Raw genomic sequence first — 19,579 nt, 5'->3', positions numbered from 1 at the left:
CTTGATCAGGGCTGTTGTAGGTAGAGCGGCTTGAGCGGGCCACCGAGTTGGCTGTAGTTGTCCACCTCGCCGTCCTCGCTGTCGTACAGTTCGCGGGCCAGGCGATGGCCCGGGTTGCGCTGCAGGAACGGGATCAGCCAGGCCAGCTTGTAGGGGGCGACGTCGACCTGGGCGCGGCCCTCGAGTTCGGGCAAGGCCTGCGGCTCGAGGATGCTGCGTGCGGCGAAGTTGGCCAGCAGGTCGAGGGTGCGCTGGTCCTCGTCGCGCCAAGGCAGACCGTTGGCCCGCGCCGATTCCGCCAACAGCACCAGGGGCACCAGGGCGTACTGGCTGTAGTTGGCGGCAAGCTTGCCGCGTGCCACTTCCAGCGGCAGGTAGGCGTAGCTGCCATCCTGGCTGCGCACGGCCTGGGCCAAGCCACGGCGCAGGTTGCCGTCGGCCCACTGGATGAAGTCGTCGCGGCCCACCAGCATGCCGCTGGCGGCCACTGCCCAGGCGGCCCAGTAGTCGTGGTTGTTGAAGTACACGGTGCGTGAGGTACGGCGCGGGTCGTATTCGCGTATCACCAACTCGGCCAACTGGGTGATCCAGGCGGTCTGCGTGGCCGTCAGTCGCACCTTGCCGTCGCTGGCCGACTGGGTCAGCAGCAGCGCGCCGGCCATGGCCGCCAGCGCCCACTTGCGCGCGGCCATGCCGGTGCCGCTGGCGTCGGGGCTGAGCAGCGCGCCTGCCGAGGCCCAACGTTCCAGCCACTGGTCCTGGCAGGCCAGGGCCATGTTGGCGTCCTGGGGTTTTTTCGCCCGTACGAAGCGCTTGCCGGCGTAGATCAAGCCACCGACGAACTGCTTCACTTGCTTGCCGACCCGTTCGCTGTCGGCATCCGGGCGGGCACGCAGGGTCGACTTGCTGGCGTCGCGCTGGTCGTACTTGCTTTCCAGGCGCAGGCTGCCGGTATAGGGGGCGGGCGGTGCCTTGCTGCAGGCCAGGGTACGGTAGTCGGCCACCATCGCCGCCTGCGCCGTGGCTCGCGGCGGCCATAGCGACTGGGCCGCGGGTGCCGCCAATGGCGACAGGGCCAGGGCGATGGCCAGGGCGATGGCCAGGGCCAGGCTTGTGCGCTTCACAGGCATAGGCGGGTTTCCACGTCGGTGGCGGCGGTGCCGGGCTTGGTCGGCTCGAGGAACACCGAGAGCAGGTTGGCGCCAGCGAAGGCCGGGTCCTTGCTCAACTCCAGGTAGTACTGGCCACCGCTGACCACCGCTTCGCGGCGGAACCACACCTTGTCGCGGGCGCCGTTGTCGTAGTAGACGATGATGTAGAAGTCCTTGACGTTCCTGTCGCTCAGGCGGATGTCGAGAAACCCTCTTGCCCCTCCCAGCGCCTGGCGCGCACTGCCGGCATTGCTCAGCAGCTCGATGCGCTCGCCGACCTTCAGCGCCGGGCGCCGCAGCTTCGAGGCCAGCACCTCTTTCGAGGCCTTGCAGCCACCCTGGATGGCGGGCACCAGCTGGCGGTACATCAACGGCGAGTCGAGCCGGTAGTTGGCCGGCAGTTCCCAGACGATCAGCTTGGGCGGTGCCTCGGGCTTGTAGTCGGCCGACAGCAGGTATTCCAGCAGCGAGCCGTCCTCGCCGACGCCCGGCAGGGCATAGTTGAGCACGTCCACGTCCAGGTACTGCTTGAGGTAGCCGTCGAAGTTGAATTGCTTGCTTTCGTCCTCGCGGGCAGCGGCGTTACTGTCGCCGACCAGGATCACCTCCGGGTCTGGCGCTTCGTCGAACAGGGCGTCGGCGCTGTCGGCCACCGGGATGGTCTGGTAGCCGCGCACGTACTGGAAACCATAGTTGTTGCCGCAGATATAGCTCAGCGCCAGGTTCAGGGTGCCGTCCTTGGGCACCATGACCCCGGGTTCGGTGCGGTAGTGCTTTTTGGTCAGCCCCGCGTAGAAGGGCTGGCGGCGGATCTCCTCGGCCATCAGGCGCGCGGTGGCTTCGGCACCGGCCGGGGTCCAATGGTGGTCGCGGCGGAAGAAGAACTCGGCCTTGGGTGGTTGCTGCACCAGTTGCATCATCGGCGCCACCACCGCGCCGCCCTGGCGCAACTGGCCCAGGTAGGTGGCGAGGTTGTGGCTGGCGCGGGGGTAGTCGAAGCCGTGCAGCCGATCGCCGTACAACTTGTCACGGTGCATCAGGCCTCGGGTCGGCTGGATGGCCATGGCCACCTGGATGCCCTGGCGATGGAAGGTGTCCATCAAGCGGGCGAATTCCGGGCGCATGGGCGCCGGGATGCCGAAGTCGTTGGTCAGGTCCACCGCCGAGCGGAACAGCCAGCGGTCCTTGCCGGGGACGATCTCGCGCATCAGCTTCATGCGCCCCTCGGCGTAGTGGCGCGGGTCGCTCAGGGCCGGGCAGACCAGGCATTGCAGGTCGCTACAGGCGTCCTTGTCGGCATTGGTACCGCTGGCCTTGGCAGGCTCGGCCGCCTGGGCGGCCAACGCGCCCAGCGCAAGGCCCGTGGCCAGGCCCAGGGAAAGAAGGGTGTTCATGTGCCGGTCATCCTTGCAGCGGGGTATCACTCGGTCGGGTCGATGCTGTTGGCCTGGCCCATGCTGCGATAGCCGGTGCCCTGGGGCAGCAGCACGTAGCTGTAGGAGCGGCCTTTCTTGAGGAACAGTTCGTCGAAGCTGGCGACCCGCTGGTCGGCGACGTAGGCGGCGAAGCCGATCTTGATTTCGTTGACCATGCGGCTGCCGGTCTGGCCGTTGCCCAGCGGCTCGACCACCACGTGCTTGCCGTCCACGGTCTTGAGCGCGGCCTTGGCCGGGGTCAGGTTGTAGAAGGCGATCTGTGCCTTCTTCGGTTCGTTGATGTACTTGTCGGCGATCAGCGACAGCTGCTTGCCGTCGTAGACCACGGTGCTGGCGGCGTTGGCCTTGAGCTGTGGCTCGATGGCCTGGGCGCCGACGGCGATCTTGTGTGGGCCGGCCGGGACGAAGCGGTAGCCGCTGAGCTGGCCCGGGGCGACCTTCTGTGGGTTGATCTTGCCGCTCAGGCTCACGTCGATGCTGTTGTCGGACAGGTTGAGCACACGCACGAAGGCCGAGTCGGCCGGTGCCACGGCATCGTACAAGTCGGCATTGCCTTCGGCGGCGAGGGCCGCATGGCCGTTGGCTGCCAGGGTGATGGCGGTGAACAGGTGGGTAAGTTTCATCGGGCTCTCCTTGAATCGTCAGAAATGCTGGGGTTGGGCGCTGCGGCTGAGCGAGCCAGGGCGGTGGGCCAGCAGGGTGCGCAGGGGGAATTCCCAGACCACGGTGTCGATCTGCGGGTTGGCCAACTGATCGCTGGCCAGGAACTGGTTCATCGCCTCGAACGGCCCGCGGGCTTCCACGGCGATGCTCAGCAAGTCGCGGTTGAGGGCTTCCTTGAGAAAACCGACGAAGTTCCAGTCGTCGATCTTGCTGTAGCTGGTACCGACCAGCAGCAGGCTCTGGTCTTGCTCGGCGAACAGGTCGTCGGCGTCCTGGTCGGCCTTGAGGGTTTCGTAGAGATCGATGCGGCTCGGACCGAATTGTGGCGCGAGGCGAGCGTGGTCGAACTGCAGGTAGTTCATCAGGTCGCCCTTGACGTTCTTCTCGCCGGCCTTGTGCGAGCGATAGAGCTGGTCACCGCGCAGTTGCGGACGCTGGCGGGCCAGTTCATAGGCCGACAGGCGTGCGCCTTGCGGGCTCCAATGGGTGTCGGACTTGAGGAACAAGCCTGGCCCTGCCAGGTTGCCGAGGAAGGCGCCGCGCAGCGGTACCACGTCCAGCTGGCGTGCCTGCAGCTCACCGACGAAGCGGTCGTACAGGCTCGTCACCCGTGGGTCGAAGGCGTGCTCGGCGTGCTCGGCATAGATGTCGAGCTTCATCGGCAGTGGCAGCAGCACCAGGTGTTTGCCATGCTCGGCCAACTGTTTCTCGACCTTGGCGATCTGCTCGAGCTGGGTCGCCACGTTGGCCTCCAGGTCATTGGGCACGCGGTATTCCTGGTTGGTGTAGAGCCAGCCGTCCTTGCCCAGTACCACGCCCTTGGTGCCTTCGCCGAACAGGTGGAACTGGGCGTCGGCCCACAGTTGCACCGACGGGTCGCGCAGGAAGAAGCGCTTGTCGTAGACCTGCTCGAACTTGCGCAGCAGCTTGCCGTCGACGAACAGGTTCCAGGCGTCGCCCTGGGTTCGGGCGAAGCTGAACACCGGTGGCAGCGAGTACACGAACATCGCCGCCAGCACCAGGGCGAAGAGAATGCCGTTGGCCTTGCTGGCCGAATTCATCACCGGATACATGGCCGTCTCCTAGAACTGGAAATACAGGAAGGGCGAGAAGGAATTGGCCGCCAGGCTGCTCAGCGCCAGCAAAAAGCCCCCCCACAGCAGCACGCTGTGCAGCACGCCGACATGGCGCATGAAATAGCCTTCCTTGTTGCCGGCGTAGAAGCGCACGTTGTTGATCCCGGCCAGGACCAGCCAGGCCAGCGCCACCAGGGCGAAGGCCATGGCCATCTTCGAGGCGCCGAGCACGTACAGCTCCAGCGAGCCGAAGCCGTTGAAGCCGAGCAGCGCCTGGTAGATGTCCAGGCTGTGGCGCAGGTCCATGGTGAAGAACAGCGGCATGCTCAGCACGATCAGCACCCCGGTGCGCAGGTTGCGGCCCAGGTGGTAGGGCGTGGTGACCTTGGTGGCGAGGTTGAACTTGCGCTCGATGACCATGCCGATACCGAAGAACAGGCCCCAGCAGATGAAGGCGAAGCTCGCCCCGTGCCACAGGCCCGACAGCAGCATGGTCCAGACCAGTGCCGGCAGGGCCCCGGCGACGCGCTTGCGCACCAGCGGCATGTACACGTAGTCGCGCAGGAAATGCGCCAGGGTCATGTGCCAGCGTGCCCAGAACTCGGTGATGCTCTGCGACACATAGGGCTGGTTGAAGTTTTCCGGGAAGCGAAAGCCCATCATCAGCGCCAGGCCCAGGGCCATGTGGCTGTAGCCGGCGAAGTCGAAGTACAGCTGCAGGGTCGACACCGCCAGGCCGAACCAGGCGTCGCTGAACTGCAGGGTGCCCTCGCTGACGAACAAGACGTTGATCGGCGCCAGGCGGTCGGCGATCAGCACCTTCATGATGAAACCGAGCATGAAGCGGCACACGCCCAGGGAGAACAGCTCCAGCGAATGGGTGCGCTCGCGCAACTGCGGCGCCAGTTGGCTGTAGCGCAGGATCGGCCCGGCCACCAGGTGCGGGAACAGCGCGACGAAGGCGGCGAAGTCGATGAAGTTGCGCGTGGGTGTGGCGTCCTTGCGGTAGATGTCGACGATGTAGCTCAGGGCATGGAACACGTAGAAGGAGATGCCCAGGGGCAGGAAGATGTTCTCCAGGGTCCAGGTATTGATGCCCAGCGGCGCCAGCAGCATCGCCAGTACTTCGGCGCCGAAGTTGGCGTACTTGAAGTAGCCCAGGGTCGACAGGTTGCCGATCACCCCGAGCCACAGCAGGCGCAGGGCCCAGCGCTTGTCGCCGGCGTCCAGGCGCGCCTTGATGCGCAGGCCGAACCAGTAGTTCCAGTAGGTGATCGCCACGAACAGCAGCAGGAAGTCCGGGCGCCACCAGGCATAGAAGATGTAGCTGGCGGCAACGATCACCACCGAGCGCCACTGGGGCCTGGCCAGGAAATAGACGGCCAGGAACAGCGGCAGGTAGAGGAACAGGAAGACGTTGGAGGCGAAGATCATTGGCAGGGTCCGTCCTTAGTAGCTGATCACCACGCCGACGCTCAGCTGGTAGTCATCGCCGGTCTTCAGCGCGCTGCCGGCATTGAGGTAGCTGGCGCTGACCAGGGTGTTGACGTCCAGGTGCTTGCCATCGATGGCCACCGGAAACATCTTCCAGTAGTAGTTGAGGTCGACCATCTGCCCGACGTTGTCACCCTTGCCGTACAGGCCCCGGTCGAGCTGGTTCTGGCGCCTGGAGCGGGAGTCGGCGGCCATGCGGATCGGCAGTACGCCATCCTCGTCACGCAGGTTCAGTTGGGTGATACGCAGGTCCAGGGCGCTGCGCGGTGTCGGCCGGGTTTCCAGGGCGATGCCGTAGTAGCTCAGGTTGCGCAGGTCGAGGCTGACGAACGAGCTGGTCAGGCGCGTGCTGTAGGAGCCCTGGCGAGTGATGCGGTCGGACTGGATCGGGTTGAGGCGAAAGCCGTCGTTCTCGTCACCGGGCTTGTCGGTCAGGCCGCCGCGCAGGGCGATGCGTGGGGTCCAGGGCAAGGCGTCGAAGCGCTTGCCGACCTCGCCGAGCACGGCCCAGCCCTTGCTGTCGTGGCCGGTGGTGGTGACGCCACTCTGGGTGGTGTTGTCCATCTTGCCGTCCAGCGCGGCCAGCTCCAGGTGGTAGTCGCTGAACACCGGCAGGGCGAGGTTGTCACCCTTGAAGAACAGGCCGTAGCGCAGGCCCTTGAAGTCGTAGCGGTCGTCGATGTCGTGGTCGCTGCGGTCGTTCTCGTGCATCAGGCGCACGCCGATCTTGTTGTTCTGGCTCCAACGGTAGGCGTACTCGCCCATCACGTAGAGCGTGCGCTCTTCGCTGGCGGCCAGGCTGTTCACGTCGGTGTTGTAGTTGTGGAACTTCTGGCCGACGGCGAGGAAGGCCTCGGAGAAGGTGTCCTGATAGTTCAGGCGCAGCGATTCGAGGCTGTCGTCCCACCAGATGCCGTAGTCGTCCCAGAAACGCTGGCGGCCGATGGACAGGGAGAAGCGTGGATCGTCGCCGATCAGGTTGCGCTTGACGTACAGCTCGCGCAGCTCGGCATACCAGCCTTCAGGCTGCTCGCGTTCGTTGTCGTTGGTCGACTCGCTGGTGAGGTTGCTCGACTGGCTGGTGTCATAGTTCAGCCACAGGCGACCGTAGACCATCCACTTGGCCCAGCGTTTCTCCGGCGCGTACCAGGCGAACGAGGGCTCGTAGCGCAGGCTGTAGAACATTTCGCGGTTGCGATCGACCTGGGAGTCCTCCGGCCCGTAGCCGGTCTGCACGGTGAGCTTGTTGAAGAACTCCGAGGTGATCACCGGTTCGCTGCCGTCGGTGGGGGCCACGCGCACCGGTTCGGTGCTGTCGGCCTCGGGGCCGGTGATCTCCTCGGCCGCCAGCGCCGCGGGCAGCGGGGCCAGGGCGAGCAGGGCGCCGAACAAGGGGTGATGGGCTTTCACAGGTTGGCCTCCTTCAACAGATCGTTGCGTGCGGCCAGGGCACGCTCGATGTCATCCTTGGGCAGGGTCTTTTCCAGGCGCTTGATCAGGCTGCGGGCGCCACGTTCGCCCAGGTTCAGGGCGATTTGGGCATAGGTGTAGGCCTTGACCGGGTCATGGCAGATGGCACGGCCGTAGGCGTGCAGGGTGGCCATGCGGTACCAGGCGGCGGTGGAGCCCTTGGCGGCTTCTTCGCGGAACAGGGCCAGGGCCTTGTCCTGGTCGGGCTGGTCCGCCACGCCCTTGCTGTAGTACTCGGCCAGCAGCAGGCCGGCGTCGGGATAGCCGCTCTCTTGCAGTTCGTCGATCAGCGCGCGGGCTTTGTCCGGGTCGAGGGTCAGCCAGTTGTTGACCATGTAGAACGACGCCTGCAGGGCCTTGGCCCGGGTCGGTTCGCGCTGGCGGACCTGGTCGATCAACGCCTGGGTTTGCTCGGCGTTGTGCTCGGTCGGGTTGGAGATCATGTAGTTGGCCTTGGACACCATGGCCGGCACGAAGCCACGGGCCACGGCGGCGTCGCGCCAGCGCTGGACCTGGGCGGTGGCTTGGGCCAGGGCATCGGCCTGGGCCTGCTCCAGGGCCAGTTGCCTGGGCGTTGGCGCAGGCTGCCCGGCCGCTGGCGGGTTGGCCTGGCGGGCGTAGCGGTCGGCTTCCTGCTCGGCACGTTGCACGCTGGCAATGCTGTCGAGCAGCGAGGCGATGCGGTGCACGATCTCCACCGGCAGTTGCGCGCGCTCCGCCTCCAGGGCCGTGGCGAAGGCCGGGAAGGCCCGGTCTTGGTCATCGCCCAGGAACCGGTAGTAGCGATCGACGGCACGCGCATCGACCCGCACGGCTTCGCGGTACCAGCGCTCGGCACCGGGGCGATCGCCCTGGCGCTCGGCCAGCACGGCGCGGTACAGCTGCGGGCGGCAGTTGAGCAGGCAGGACTGTTCGTACAGGCCCAGCAGCTGCGAGGCCTGCTCCACATCGACCAGCTCCGGATAGGTCAGGAACACTTCCAGGGTGGTGCTGGCGTTGCGTGGGTCGAGGCGGCTGGGGTACCGCGTCAACGCCTGTTCCATCCACGGGCGCTGCGCCTCGCGCAGGCTCGGCGTGCGGTCGATCAGGCGTGCCAGCGAAGCCAGCGCCGGGACCAGGCCGCGGCCGTCGGCGAAGGCCGCGTGGTACAGCGCGACCACCTCCTGGCGGCTGGCGCCGTCGCGCCCTGCCAGCACATCGCCCAGCAACAGCGTGCTGGCCAGGTCGCCCCGGGCCGCCAGCGCACGCAGGTCGGTGGTGACGTCGGCGCTGGGGTTCTTGTACAGCGCATAGCGGATCTGCTCCAGGCTCTGCCCGGCACAGGCCGCGCCGGCACAGGCCAGGGCGAGGCTGGCCAGTAGCAGGCGGGAGGGCGTCATCACGGTCATGGCGTCATGGTCCTCGCCCGTTTCAGCGTGCGCCGCCGAACGGCAGGCCCAGGTACAGGTCGACCGCCACCGCCTTCTGGTAGGCCGCGGCCGGCAGCGGGCTGTCCGGCTGGATGGTCAGGGCCAGGTTGCGGTTGATCTCGTCGACCCGGGCATCGACCACCTTGCCGCCGTAGTGTTCGTCGAGGCCGAACACTTGCATGTCCACCGAGCGCACACGGTCGACGTCGGCCAGTTTGTCGAACGGCACGTTGGCGCGCACGAACAGACCCTGATCCTTGGGCAGCAGGTGCATCAGCGGTGCTTGCTTGTAGCCGTAGCCGTCCAGGCGTTGGGCCGGGTAGTAGACCTGGCAGTCGCAGGGGCTGTTGATCACCGTCTCGATGGTGGCACGGCCGAGCAGGGCCTGCAGGTCGCCAGGGGCCAGGTCGGCCAGGGCCTGCATGTCCGCCGGGCTGGTGAAGCTGGTGGCCAGTTGGGTGGAGATGCTGGCCAGCGGTTGGCCGGCGTGGACCTCGGTGGCCCCGGCGGGCAGCAGGTACTTGACGTAGCCGTTGTCCGGCATGCTGATGACCTGGGCGTTGGTCGCCACTTGGGCCTGCACCGCCGGAATGCGGAAGAACAGCAAGTAGCCCTTGTACGCCACGAAGCCCAGGGCGGCCACGCCCGCGGCGGTGTACAGCAGGGTGCCGGCCATGGCCTTGAGGCGGTCGCCTGGGGTGCGCGCGGTGGCGTACTTCTGCTTGCGCTCCTTGATGTAGTTCTCGCGCTGCATCACGTTGAACAGGCCATTGATGTCGGCGATCTCGCCAGACATGTAGGCGTTGATGAGGTAGCGCAGGATGTCGCGCTTCTGTGCGTCGAGGTCGACGAACTGGGCGCCAACCTCGCTGCCGCGCTGGGAGACGATGCGGATCTTGCCGTCGATCGACAGGTCGACCTGGTTCAGGCGTAGCAGGATCGAGGCATCGTACAGGCTGCCGATCTTCAACGGTGCCTCGTGGAGCAGGCCCATGCCGCCCAGGGAGATGTCCTGCAGGGCGGCCTCGAAGGGCGCCTGGCCGCTGCCGGACAGGCGTACGCGGGCGTTCATTCGGGTGCGTACGTACTGGCGTTCGTCGATCGCCTCGTGGACGATGTTGGCCGCGGTCTTGCCGGGGGCCACGGGAGTGTTCGAGCTACTCATGTGCAGGCGCCTTTCCTTAACGTTGCGTGAGTTCGAGAAGTACGGTGATGACCCCGAAGAAGATGGCGATGGAGGAGCACAGCATCGCCTTCGAGGACCAGCGGTTGAGGGTGGCGTCGAAGTCGACGCTGCCGGTGGCCAGGGTGGTTTTCTGCCGCGTCCAGCTCTGCTGGTCCATGTGGAACATCGCGTAGACCTTCATCAGCGAACCGACGATCTGGTTGTAATAGAGAACGAAGGGGTACATCGGGCTGACCGGGTGCCCGGCGAACACGAACAGCACGGTCACCAGGCTGCGCGACAGCAGCACCCAGAACAGGTACACCAGCAGGTACTGGATACCGAACACCAGTCCTGCCACCACCGAGGCGGTCAGGCCCATCAGGCAGGTCCACATCGATACCCGCTGGTCGAGCAGCACGTACAGGGTGAACAGGCCCAGGCGCGCACGGCCGAGCAGGGCGGTGGCGCGGAAGTTCTGCCGCAGCGAGTTGCCGTACCAGCGGAACATCAACTGGCGAGTGGCGACCCAGAAGCTGTCGCTGGGCGGATGCTCGACGGTCAGGGTATGGCTGTCGGGCACATAGAAGGTGTCCCAGCCGGCACGCATCAGCGACAGCCAGCTGGACTTGTCGTCGCCGGTGAGAAACTGGAAGCGGCCCAGGCGCCAGTGCTCGAGGAAGTCGGCCTCGACGTCGCGGATGAACTCAGGGTCGGTCATCACGCTGGCGCGGAAGAACGACAGCCGTCCGGTCAGGGTCAGTACCCGCTGCGACAGGGCCATGGAGCACATGTTGATGTGCCGCTGGACGAAGCGCATCGAGTGCCACTGGCGCATCCAGCGGCTGCCCTCGACCTCGCAGAATTCGTTGGTGGTCAGGCCACCGACGTTTGGCAGCAGGGCGAACAACTTGACCGCGCGCTCGACGCAGCCAGGCAGCATCATGGTGTCGCCGTCGACCACGCCGACCACCGCATCGTCCAGCGGCATCTGCCGGGACAGGGCGCGGAAAGCATGGGCCAGGCCGTCGCGCTTGCCGGTGCCTCGGGCCCGGACGATCACCAGCTTGATGTCGTCGCGGCCTTTGACCTCGTTGCGCATGATGTCCTTGATGAAGGTCTCGTCGCCTTTCTCGACGATCGAGGCGATCACTGTGCACGGTACCTTCAGCCGCTGCACTTCCTGGAACACCGACTGGTAGACCTTGAAGGTGGTCAGGGTCGGGATGCGGAAGCTGGTGACCACCATGAACATGTGCGAAGGCAGCGCCGCATCGCCCATGCGTTCGACCTGCCGGCGCAGGCGTGGGAACCGCCAGTGCAGGAAGTACATGCCGCGCAGGTAGTGGACGATGGCATTGCCGTAGCGCCACATCCCCAGGGTACCGATGATGAAAATGAACAGATGATGGTTCGGGTCCAGGTACTGCGGCGCGACCATCTCCGACGCCAGCGCGATCAGGCCGGCCAGGCAGGCCCAGGCGCAGAAGCTGACGCCCGCGCGCAGGTAGCCTGGTGCCTCGAAGGGCCGCTGTTGCTGTCGTTCCATGTAGCCTTTGCTCCTGTCTCGGGTGCCCGAGCCCCGCGCCGGACAGGCCGGGGCCTGTAGCGTGCGGGGCAGGGGGGCGATGCGCGCGTCGATTACCAGCAGATACCCTGGCGCTGTGTGTCGCTGACACCGGGCATGAAACCGACCAGGTCGATGACCTGCTTGCCGGTGCCGGCTTCCAGGGCACGGCTGAAGCGCTCGTCGTTGTTGCCCAGGACGATCACCTCGGCCTCGTCGATCACCCGCTCCAGGTCGCTGTGCAGCAGCGAGGAGACATGCGGGATCTTCGACTCGATGTAGTCGCGGTTGGCGCCGAAGACACGGGCGTACTCGACGTTGGCGTCATAGATACGCAGGTCGTAGCCCTTGCCGATGAGCTTCTCGGCCAGGGTGACCAGCGGGCTTTCGCGCAAGTCGTCGCTGCCGGCCTTGAAGGCCAGGCCCAGCAGGGCGACCTTGCGCTTGTCCTGGCGCTCGATCATGTCGAAGGCATGCTCCACCTGGCTGCGATTGCTGGCCATGATCGAGGCCAGCAACGGGTGCTCGACGTCCAGCTGGCTGGCACGGTAGGTGAGGGCGCGCACGTCCTTGGGCAGGCACGAGCCGCCGAAGGCGAAGCCCGGGCGCAGGTAGTAGCGCGACAGGTTGAGCTTGTGGTCCTGGCAGACCACGTCCATCACTTCGCGGCCATCGACGCCCGAGGCCTTGGCGATGTTGCCGATCTCGTTGGCGAAGCTGACCTTGGTGGCATGCCAGACGTTGCAGGTGTACTTGATCATCTCGGCGACTTCGACCGACTTGCGGATCACCGGTGCGTCGAGGCCCTGATAGAGCGACTCGAGCAAGTCGCCCGAGTGGCTGTCCAGCTCGCCGATCACGGTCATCGCCGGGAAGTCGTAATCCTGGATGGCCGTGCTTTCGCGCAGGAACTCCGGGTTGACCGCCACGCCGAAATCGATACCGGCCAGCTTGCCCGAGTGTTGTTCGAGGATCGGGATCACCACGTTCTTCACCGTGCCCGGCAGCACGGTGCTGCGGACCACGACGGTGTGGCGGCTGTCCTTGTCGCGCAGCGCGGTGCCGATCTCGCGACACACCGCTTCCATGTACACCAGGTCCAGGTCGCCGTTCTTCTTGCTCGGGGTGCCGACGCACAGCAACGACAGGTCGGTGGTCAGGATCGCGGCCTGGACGTCGGTGGTACCGCGCAGGCGGCCCTGGCGCACGCCATCGAGCAGCAACTGCTCCAGGCCGGGCTCGACGATGGGGGACTTGCCCTGGTTGATCAGGTCGATCTTCGCCTGGGAGATGTCCACACCCAGCACATGGTGCCCACGGGCCGACAGGCAACCGGCGCACACCGCGCCCACATAACCAAGTCCAAAGATACTGATGTTCATAGATCCCTCTTCCCAAGCACGGCGCAAGGCCGGCCGAGATACACAGTTCAAGAAGTTGTCGAATGGGCAGACGCGCAGAAGTAAGCCGCACTTGTACGTGGCGTTTGGGCTATTTCTTGGTGGTCTTTTTATATCCTAATGTTGTTTTTGTTAGTGCCGCAAGCGTTGCTATCTGCGTGCTCTGAAATACTCTAATTTAGTCTTGTTAAAGTTTAAAAACTGTTAAAAATCAATATGTTAAAGTTTGTTATTAGTTTGTCGTCAAAAAAATGATATCGGCGCGCATGTCGATAAAATGGCGTCAATCTGACGATTTTCAGGGCGTTTCCGGGGCTGTCCAACCCCGTGGTTTTTCATATTCATGTGTTCCCGTTAACTTTCGTGACTGCGTTTAGTTAGTTTCGAGAGACCTTGATGCACCTGTTGGGCGCGGGTTTTCACGTTTTCATGGGGCCATGCGGTATTGGGGGCGCCTTGCGCGATTGCACTGGCAATGATGGCTTGCAAACATTGGATCCAATGCTCATAGTGCCAACTGGATTTGCGGCTATTCACTCGGATGCCTCATGCATCCATAGGCATGTAAGGGAAAGGGGAAGTGATTCAGATGAAAGGATTCGGTCCGCGTTTGAGGGAAGAACGCGAGCGGTTGGGGCTGACCCAGCGGGGGTTCGGTGTGATCGGTGGTGTCGAACCCAATGCTCAGGGCAAGTACGAAAGCGGCGAGCGCACGCCACGGGTCGATTACCTCGCGGCGGTGGCCGCCAAGGGTGTGGATGCGCTCTATGTGCTCAGTGGCGTGCATACCCCCGCACCGCTGGAGAGCCTGAGCACGGAGGAAGACCGTCTGCTCGGTGCCTTTCGCCGACTGCCCCGGGACGACCAGGAAGCTGTCTGGCATCTGCTGAGCCGCCTAGCGGGAGAGGCCGACCCGGACCCGAGGGTACGCAAGCTCGACCGGCGCAGGCTGTTCAATGACGCGTTGCGCTAGTGGCCTGTACGAGCGCGTGCAGCTTGGCCTCTGCGTCCATACCGGGGACACGATTAACCGTACGGGCCACTAGGTCCGTGATGAAAAATTTTGTTAAGGTGGCGGGATCCAATCGCCCCACTGACGAGGTGTCTGCTTGATTAGGGTCCTGGTGGTCGACGATCACGATCTGGTGCGTACCGGCATTACGCGCATGCTGGCCGATATCGATGGCTTGCAGGTGGTGGGTGAGGCGGATTCCGGCGAGGCGGCGCTCAAGCTGGCTCGCGAGTTGAAGCCGGACGTGGTGCTGATGGACGTGAAGATGCCAGGGATCGGCGGCCTGGAGGCGACACGCAAGCTGTTGCGCAGCCATCCAGACACCAAGGTGGTGGCGGTTACCGTCTGCGAGGAAGACCCGTTTCCCACCCGCCTGCTGCAGGCCGGCGCTGCCGGCTACCTGACCAAGGGCGCGGGCCTCGACGAAATGGTCCAGGCCATCCGCCTGGCCTTCGCCGGGCAGCGCTATATCAGCCCGCAGATCGCCCAGCAACTGGCGCTCAAGTCGTTCCAGCCCCAGGGGTCGCCGTTCGATGCGCTGTCGGAGCGGGAGATCCAGATCGCCTTGATGATCGTCGGCTGCCAGAAGGTGCAGATCATCTCCGACAAGTTGTGTCTGTCGCCCAAGACCGTCAATACTTACCGTTATCGGATCTTCGAAAAACTCTCGGTCACCAGCGACGTCGAACTGACCTTGCTGGCCGTTCGCCACGGTATGGTCGACGCAAGTCTATAGCTCTTCATGTCGCAAAATTTTGATGCAAGCGCGTTCCTGGCGACCTGCAGTGGTCGCCCGGGCGTCTACCGGATGTTCGACGCCGAGGCGCGGCTGCTCTACGTGGGCAAGGCCAAGAACCTCAAGAAGCGCCTGGCCAGCTATTTCCGCAAGACAGGGCTGGCCCCCAAGACCGCTGCGTTGGTAGGGCGTATCGCCCAGGTCGAGACCACCATCACCGCCAACGAGACCGAGGCGCTGCTGCTGGAGCAGACCCTGATCAAGGAGTGGCGGCCGCCCTACAACATCCTGTTGCGTGACGACAAATCCTACCCCTATGTATTTCTGTCTGACGGCGCTTTCCCACGCCTGGGTATCCACCGTGGCGCCAAGAAGGCCAAGGGGCGTTACTTCGGTCCGTATCCCAGTGCCGGTGCCATCCGCGAGAGCCTGAGCCTGCTGCAGAAGGCCTTCTCGGTGCGCCAGTGCGAGGACAGCTACTACGCCAACCGTACCCGGCCATGCCTGCAATACCAGATCAAGCGCTGCAAGGGCCCTTGCGTGGGCCTGGTCGAGGCCGAGGAGTACGCCGAGGATGTGCGCCACTCGGTGATGTTCCTCGAGGGCCGCAGCCAGCAACTGGGCAACGAGCTCAATGCCGAGATGGAAAAGGCCGCTATGGCCTTGAACTTCGAGCGGGCGGCCGAGCTGCGCGACCAGATCGCCCTGCTGCGTCGGGTCCAGGACCAGCAGTACATGGAGGGCGGCTCGGGCGATGTCGATGTGGTGGCGGCCTTCGTCAACCCGGGCGGTGCCTGCGTGCACCTGATCAGCGTGCGCGGCGGCCGGGTGTTGGGCAGCAAGAACTTCTTTCCCCAGGTCGGTATCGAGGAGGAGGTGGCCGAGGTCATGGCCGCGTTCCTCTCCCAGTACTACCTGGGCAACGCCGAGCGCGAGCTGCCCGGTGAGCTGATCGTCAACGTGACGCACGAGGACTTCGCCGCCATCAGCGAGGCCGTGCAGACCCTGCGCGGTCGCGAGCTGGCCATCAGCCACCGGGTGCGCGGCACTCGCGCGCGTTGGCAGCAACTGGCCGTGACCAACGCCGAACAGGCCCTCAACGCCCGTCTGGCCAACCGCCAGCACATGGCTGCACGCTTCGAAGCCCTGGCCCAGGTGCTTGGCCTCGACGAAGTGCCGCAGCGCCTGGAGTGCTACGACATCAGCCACTCCAGCGGCGAAGCCACCGTGGCCAGTTGCGTGGTGTTCGGCCCGGAGGGCCCGCTCAAGTCCGACTACCGGCGCTTCAACATCGAGGGTGTCACCGCCGGCGACGACTACGCTGCCATGCATCAAGCCTTGATGCGCCGCTACGGGCGCATCAAGGAGGGCGAGGGCAAGCTGCCCGACGTATTGCTGGTGGACGGCGGCAAGGGGCAGTTGAACATGGCCCGGGACGTCATGCAGGCGCTCGGCCTGACCGAGCTGACCCTGCTCGGCGTGGCCAAGGGCGTGACCCGCAAGGCAGGCTTCGAGACCCTGTACCTCAATGACGTGGCCCACGAGTTCACCCTCAAGGGCGACTCCCCGGCGTTGCACCTGATCCAGCAGATCCGCGACGAAGCCCATCGTTTCGCCATCACCGGCCACCGCGCCCGCCGTGGCAAGGCCCGGCGCACCTCGAGCCTGGAAGACGTGGCCGGGGTAGGGCCCAAGCGTCGCCGCGACCTGCTGAAACATTTCGGTGGCCTGCAGGAACTCAATCGTGCCAGCATCGATGAGATCGCCAAGGCGCCGGGGATCAGTAAAAAGCTTGCCGAGTCGATTTATGCCAGCCTGCATAGCGAGTAGAATGCCTGGCTCAACCCGCAGCCAGTCGTACCGATGAATATTCCAAACCTGCTCACCGTTCTACGCGTTCTGCTCATCCCGATCTTCATCCTGCTGTTCTATGTGCCCTATCACTGGAGCTACATTGCCGCCAGCAGCGTGTTCGCCATCGCGGCCGCCACCGACTGGCTCGACGGCTACCTGGCACGCCGCCTGCAGCAGAGCACGCCGTTCGGTGCCTTCCTCGACCCGGTGGCCGACAAGCTGATGGTCGCGGTGGCCCTGGTGCTGCTGGTGCAGGTCCATGCCAACTTCTGGCTGACCTTGCCGGCCGCGGTGATCATCGGCCGCGAGATCGTCGTCTCGGCTTTGCGCGAGTGGATGGCCGAGCTGGGGGCGAGGGCACACGTGGCGGTGTCGAGCCTCGGCAAGTGGAAGACTGCCGCACAGATGCTGGCGCTGGTGATCCTGCTGGCCAACCCGCCGGTGCTGAGCTTCTGGGTGGTGCTCGGCTACGGCTTGTTGCTGGTCGCGGCCGGCCTGACCCTGGTGTCGATGGTCCACTACCTGCTGGCTGCCTGGCCGCACCTGCGGGAAGGCTCGGAGCAGAAATAAAGGTTTTTTGAATCAAGGGGTTGACGTTATTTGGCAGATCGCTAGAATGGCAACCCATCACGACGCGGGAATAGCTCAGTTGGTAGAGCACGACCTTGCCAAGGTCGGGGTCGCGAGTTCGAGTCTCGTTTCCCGCTCCAAGATTCGATTCCTAGGTGTTCTGCCGGGATCAAAAGAAAGAGGCCTTATGGCCTCTTTTTTTCGTTTCTGCGCCAGGCATTACAGCCTGCCGGCATTGGAGCCGCTTCGCGCCCCATCGCCGGCAAGCCGGCCCACAAGGGCCGGCGGTGTTCACGACACATGTGCCGTGCAGAGGGCCAGGGGCGCCGGCTTGCTGGCATGGGCTGCTAGCGATCCAGTTGGCGCTTGAGCTCAGCCTCGTTCCAAGCGCCACTGAGCGGCCCGCCCGGCAACCCTTGATCGGCTCGCGCCAGCGGCAACAGCACTGGTATGAAACCGGCATCGTGCACCAACCGGGCGCCCAGCGCCCGGGCTTGGGCGTCGTCCGCGAAGACAGGGATTGCCTTGCCCTGGCCGGATTGGTCCTTCATCGCTGCGTAACCTATGGCATTGAACGCCCGCACCAGGTGCACCCCGGGCAGGTAGTGCCGGTCCGCCAAGGCGACGCCCTGGGCCAGCGCCTTGCGCCCGGTTTCGCCGTCACGGCCGCTGAACGGGTTACTGGTGCTGAGGACCACCTTGCCGTCCAGCTTGCCCTTGAGCTGTTCGGCGAGTGCGGGCATGGCGCCGTACGGGACGCTCAACACGATCACCTCGCCCCATGCCGCGGCCTCGTCGACCGAGCCTGCCCGGGCATTGGGGCCGGCAGCCTTGGCCAGATCCCCCAACTGCTCGGGGTGGCGTGACGAAAACATCACCGAGTGCCCGGCCTTGGCCCATAGCGTGCCAAGCGTACCGCCGACGTTACCGGCGCCGATCACACCGATCCTGAGGGTGTCGGCCATCGCCTGGCCTGCACACAGGGCCAAGCCTGCGAATATCAGCAAGAAGATCCTCGACATGCGCTGCGCTCCTGGGTGGGAAACGGTCTTGTGAACACCGTAGTAGGGCCAGGGCATAAATGAAAGGCGCGCAGTCGTTCACCTCGATCCGGTTGTCCGGTAGACTGTGCCGCGGGTGCTAGCTGCATGAAGCAGTGAGGCAGGTTAAAGAGCAACGCAGGTCGGGCCGCCATGCGGGAGTTCTTGCGCCTATGCAAAAAACACAGGTACCTCGCGCCCAGCAACTGGCTGAGCGTGCTTTCGCCAACTTCGAGCGTTTTCTCCATATCGAAGCCGTCAGCGGCATCGTCCTCCTGATCGCCGCGATCGTTGCGCTGATCTGGGCGAACTCGCCTGCGGCCGACAGTTACGAGGCCCTCTGGCATACCCCGCTGACTATTGGCATCGGTTCGCTGGTGTACTCGCAGTCGCTGCATTTCTGGATCAACGATGGCCTGATGACCATATTCTTCCTGGTCGTGGGCATGGAGATCCGTCGCGAGATCCATGAAGGCGCGCTTTCCAGCTTGCGCCAGGCCACGCTGCCCATGGCGGCGGCAATCGGTGGGGTGGCCGTGCCCGCATTGATCTACCTGGCGTTCGGCCATGCGCCGGCGGAGCAGCAGGGCTGGGCCGTGCCCACCGCCACCGACATCGCCTTCGCGGTTGGCGTCCTTGCCTTGCTCGGCAAGTCGATCCCTTCGAATGTCCGCGTTTTCCTGCTGGCCCTGGCGATCATCGATGACATCATCGCCGTGCTGATCATCGCCTTCTTCTACTCGGGAGGCCTCGACTACAGTGGCTTCGGCGTTGCCGCGATTGGCCTGCTGATGGTGATCGGGCTGCAGAAGATCGGCATCGGTTCGGCGTACGCGTATGTCATTCCCGGCGCCATCACCTGGCTGGGCATCCTGATGACCGGCGCTCACCCGACGTTGGCAGGCGTAGTGCTCGGTCTCATGACACCGGTCGTCGCGATGCCCATGCGTGAGCGTCCGCTCGATGCCATCACGCGTTTCACCGATGAACTGCTCGGTCGCGCGAAGGCCCCTGAAAAGGGCGCCAGCGACCTGATGGACCCGCTGAAGCGCCTGCGGTTGGCCCAGCGCGAACTGCTGCCACCGGTCGTGCGCGTACAAGGTGCCCTGCACCCTTGGGTGGCCTACGTCATCATGCCGATCTTCGCCCTGGCCAATGCCGGTGTCGGCTTGTCAGGTGTCGACCTGTCTGCCGCAGCACCGCACTGGGTGATGATCGCCGTCGCCGCCGCGCTGGTGCTTGGCAAGCCCTTGGGGATCTTCAGCGTGAGCTGGCTGATGGTCCGGCTGGGCTGGTGCACCCTGCCTTCGGGCGTGACCTGGGGTGGCATCACCCTGATCGGCCTGTTGGGCGGCATAGGCTTTACCATGTCGATCTTCATCGCCAACCTCGCTTTCGTCGACCCAGGCTCCCTGGGCGCTGCGAAACTCGGCGTGTTGTCTGGCTCGGTAACGGCTGCCGTGCTCGGCCTGGCATGGGGTGTCTGGGGCATGCGGCGTGCTGCTGCACGCCGCAAGGTCGAAGCGAATTGATCTT

Annotated in this window: 16 protein-coding genes and 1 tRNA gene; 6 read left to right on the top strand and 11 right to left on the bottom strand. The window is 64.8% G+C overall.

Annotated features, from left to right (window positions below):
* Positions 1-5: 5 nt before the first annotated feature.
* The 10 genes from ACDI39_RS07455 to ACDI39_RS07410 form a co-directional block, all read right to left on the bottom strand.
* Positions 6-1,130: a polysaccharide lyase gene (locus ACDI39_RS07455; protein WP_486538199.1), complete on the bottom strand. Its 1,125-nt coding sequence runs from the start codon at positions 1,128-1,130 to the stop codon at positions 6-8.
* The gene (locus ACDI39_RS07450; RefSeq protein ID WP_486538197.1) at positions 1,121-2,545 is read right to left on the bottom strand and encodes an alginate O-acetyltransferase AlgX-related protein; all 1,425 of its coding nucleotides are present in this window, start codon (positions 2,543-2,545) and stop codon (positions 1,121-1,123) included. Before ACDI39_RS07450 ends, ACDI39_RS07455 begins: the two co-directional genes overlap by 10 nt.
* A 26-nt stretch (positions 2,546-2,571) precedes the next feature.
* Positions 2,572-3,210 carry an alginate O-acetyltransferase AlgF gene (locus ACDI39_RS07445; protein WP_225788430.1) on the bottom strand — a complete coding sequence of 213 codons (639 nt, stop codon included), beginning with the start codon at positions 3,208-3,210 and terminating at the stop codon, positions 2,572-2,574.
* A gap of 18 nt (positions 3,211-3,228) precedes the next feature.
* Complete coding sequence (locus ACDI39_RS07440) at positions 3,229-4,323, bottom strand: alginate O-acetyltransferase (RefSeq protein ID WP_486538195.1); 1,095 nt, start codon at positions 4,321-4,323, stop codon at positions 3,229-3,231.
* Between the two features lie 9 nt (positions 4,324-4,332).
* Complete coding sequence (locus ACDI39_RS07435; RefSeq protein ID WP_253080461.1) at positions 4,333-5,760, bottom strand: MBOAT family O-acyltransferase; 1,428 nt, start codon at positions 5,758-5,760, stop codon at positions 4,333-4,335.
* A 15-nt stretch (positions 5,761-5,775) separates the two neighbouring features.
* On the bottom strand, positions 5,776-7,230 hold the full coding sequence (locus tag ACDI39_RS07430) for an alginate export family protein (RefSeq protein WP_225788427.1): 1,455 nt from the start codon (positions 7,228-7,230) through the stop codon (positions 5,776-5,778).
* Positions 7,227-8,678 (bottom strand): tetratricopeptide repeat protein, encoded by a 1,452-nt coding sequence (locus ACDI39_RS07425; protein ID WP_368815304.1) that lies wholly within the window; start codon positions 8,676-8,678, stop codon positions 7,227-7,229. Before ACDI39_RS07425 ends, ACDI39_RS07430 begins: the two co-directional genes overlap by 4 nt.
* A gap of 22 nt (positions 8,679-8,700) precedes the next feature.
* Positions 8,701-9,864, bottom strand: a complete 1,164-nt coding sequence (locus ACDI39_RS07420; protein WP_225788425.1) for a PilZ domain-containing protein — start codon at positions 9,862-9,864, stop codon at positions 8,701-8,703.
* 16 nt (positions 9,865-9,880) lie between these two features.
* Positions 9,881-11,413 (bottom strand): glycosyltransferase, encoded by a 1,533-nt coding sequence (locus tag ACDI39_RS07415; protein ID WP_225788424.1) that lies wholly within the window; start codon positions 11,411-11,413, stop codon positions 9,881-9,883.
* Between the two features lie 92 nt (positions 11,414-11,505).
* Entirely contained in the window at positions 11,506-12,813 is a 1,308-nt protein-coding gene (locus ACDI39_RS07410; RefSeq protein WP_253102373.1) for a nucleotide sugar dehydrogenase, read from the bottom strand.
* Between the two features lie 607 nt (positions 12,814-13,420).
* On the opposite strand from ACDI39_RS07410, the gene ACDI39_RS07405 reads away from it, so the two are divergent.
* The 5 genes from ACDI39_RS07405 (at position 13,421) to ACDI39_RS07385 (ending at position 17,143) form a co-directional block, all read left to right on the top strand.
* A complete protein-coding gene (locus ACDI39_RS07405) occupies positions 13,421-13,804 on the top strand; it encodes a helix-turn-helix domain-containing protein (protein WP_225788422.1) in 384 nt (127 codons plus the stop codon).
* Between the two features lie 136 nt (positions 13,805-13,940).
* Positions 13,941-14,579 (top strand): response regulator transcription factor GacA, encoded by a 639-nt coding sequence (gacA, locus tag ACDI39_RS07400; protein ID WP_054892718.1) that lies wholly within the window; start codon positions 13,941-13,943, stop codon positions 14,577-14,579.
* A 6-nt stretch (positions 14,580-14,585) separates the two neighbouring features.
* Entirely contained in the window at positions 14,586-16,409 is a 1,824-nt protein-coding gene (gene uvrC / locus ACDI39_RS07395) for an excinuclease ABC subunit UvrC (protein ID WP_368815303.1), read from the top strand.
* A 33-nt stretch (positions 16,410-16,442) separates the two neighbouring features.
* A complete protein-coding gene (gene pgsA, locus ACDI39_RS07390; protein WP_225788420.1) occupies positions 16,443-17,003 on the top strand; it encodes a CDP-diacylglycerol--glycerol-3-phosphate 3-phosphatidyltransferase in 561 nt (186 codons plus the stop codon).
* A gap of 64 nt (positions 17,004-17,067) precedes the next feature.
* Positions 17,068-17,143: transfer RNA gene (locus ACDI39_RS07385), tRNA-Gly, on the top strand.
* A 207-nt stretch (positions 17,144-17,350) separates the two neighbouring features.
* On the opposite strand, the gene ACDI39_RS07380 is transcribed toward ACDI39_RS07385, so the two are convergent.
* The gene (locus tag ACDI39_RS07380) at positions 17,351-18,025 is read right to left on the bottom strand and encodes an NADPH-dependent F420 reductase (RefSeq protein ID WP_253080464.1); all 675 of its coding nucleotides are present in this window, start codon (positions 18,023-18,025) and stop codon (positions 17,351-17,353) included.
* A 191-nt stretch (positions 18,026-18,216) separates the two neighbouring features.
* Between ACDI39_RS07380 and nhaA the strand changes: the two genes are divergently transcribed.
* On the top strand, positions 18,217-19,575 hold the full coding sequence (nhaA, locus tag ACDI39_RS07375) for a Na+/H+ antiporter NhaA (protein WP_225788414.1): 1,359 nt from the start codon (positions 18,217-18,219) through the stop codon (positions 19,573-19,575).
* Positions 19,576-19,579: the final 4 nt, after the last annotated feature.

The sequence above is a fragment of the Pseudomonas sp. Tun-23181 genome (assembly GCF_057415455.1).
Note: the sequence above shows the minus strand (reverse complement) of the source record. Positions and strands in the feature narration are given on the sequence as shown.

What these genes read in the sequence shown, in the direction of transcription:
- ACDI39_RS07410 (WP_253102373.1), bottom strand. Translation starts at nt 12,813, where the DNA reads ATGAACATCAGTATCTTTGGACTTGGTTATGTGGGCGCGGTGTGCGCC.
- ACDI39_RS07440 (WP_486538195.1), bottom strand. Translation starts at nt 4,323, where the DNA reads ATGTATCCGGTGATGAATTCGGCCAGCAAGGCCAACGGCATTCTCTTC.
- ACDI39_RS07380 (WP_253080464.1), bottom strand. Translation starts at nt 18,025, where the DNA reads ATGTCGAGGATCTTCTTGCTGATATTCGCAGGCTTGGCCCTGTGTGCA.
- ACDI39_RS07445 (WP_225788430.1), bottom strand. Translation starts at nt 3,210, where the DNA reads ATGAAACTTACCCACCTGTTCACCGCCATCACCCTGGCAGCCAACGGC.
- ACDI39_RS07435 (WP_253080461.1), bottom strand. Translation starts at nt 5,760, where the DNA reads ATGATCTTCGCCTCCAACGTCTTCCTGTTCCTCTACCTGCCGCTGTTC.
- ACDI39_RS07405 (WP_225788422.1), top strand. Translation starts at nt 13,421, where the DNA reads ATGAAAGGATTCGGTCCGCGTTTGAGGGAAGAACGCGAGCGGTTGGGG.
- ACDI39_RS07425 (WP_368815304.1), bottom strand. Translation starts at nt 8,678, where the DNA reads ATGACCGTGATGACGCCCTCCCGCCTGCTACTGGCCAGCCTCGCCCTG.
- ACDI39_RS07455 (WP_486538199.1), bottom strand. Translation starts at nt 1,130, where the DNA reads ATGCCTGTGAAGCGCACAAGCCTGGCCCTGGCCATCGCCCTGGCCATC.
- ACDI39_RS07415 (WP_225788424.1), bottom strand. Translation starts at nt 11,413, where the DNA reads ATGGAACGACAGCAACAGCGGCCCTTCGAGGCACCAGGCTACCTGCGC.
- ACDI39_RS07420 (WP_225788425.1), bottom strand. Translation starts at nt 9,864, where the DNA reads ATGAGTAGCTCGAACACTCCCGTGGCCCCCGGCAAGACCGCGGCCAAC.
- nhaA (WP_225788414.1), top strand. Translation starts at nt 18,217, where the DNA reads ATGCAAAAAACACAGGTACCTCGCGCCCAGCAACTGGCTGAGCGTGCT.
- pgsA (WP_225788420.1), top strand. Translation starts at nt 16,443, where the DNA reads ATGAATATTCCAAACCTGCTCACCGTTCTACGCGTTCTGCTCATCCCG.
- uvrC (WP_368815303.1), top strand. Translation starts at nt 14,586, where the DNA reads ATGTCGCAAAATTTTGATGCAAGCGCGTTCCTGGCGACCTGCAGTGGT.
- ACDI39_RS07450 (WP_486538197.1), bottom strand. Translation starts at nt 2,545, where the DNA reads ATGAACACCCTTCTTTCCCTGGGCCTGGCCACGGGCCTTGCGCTGGGC.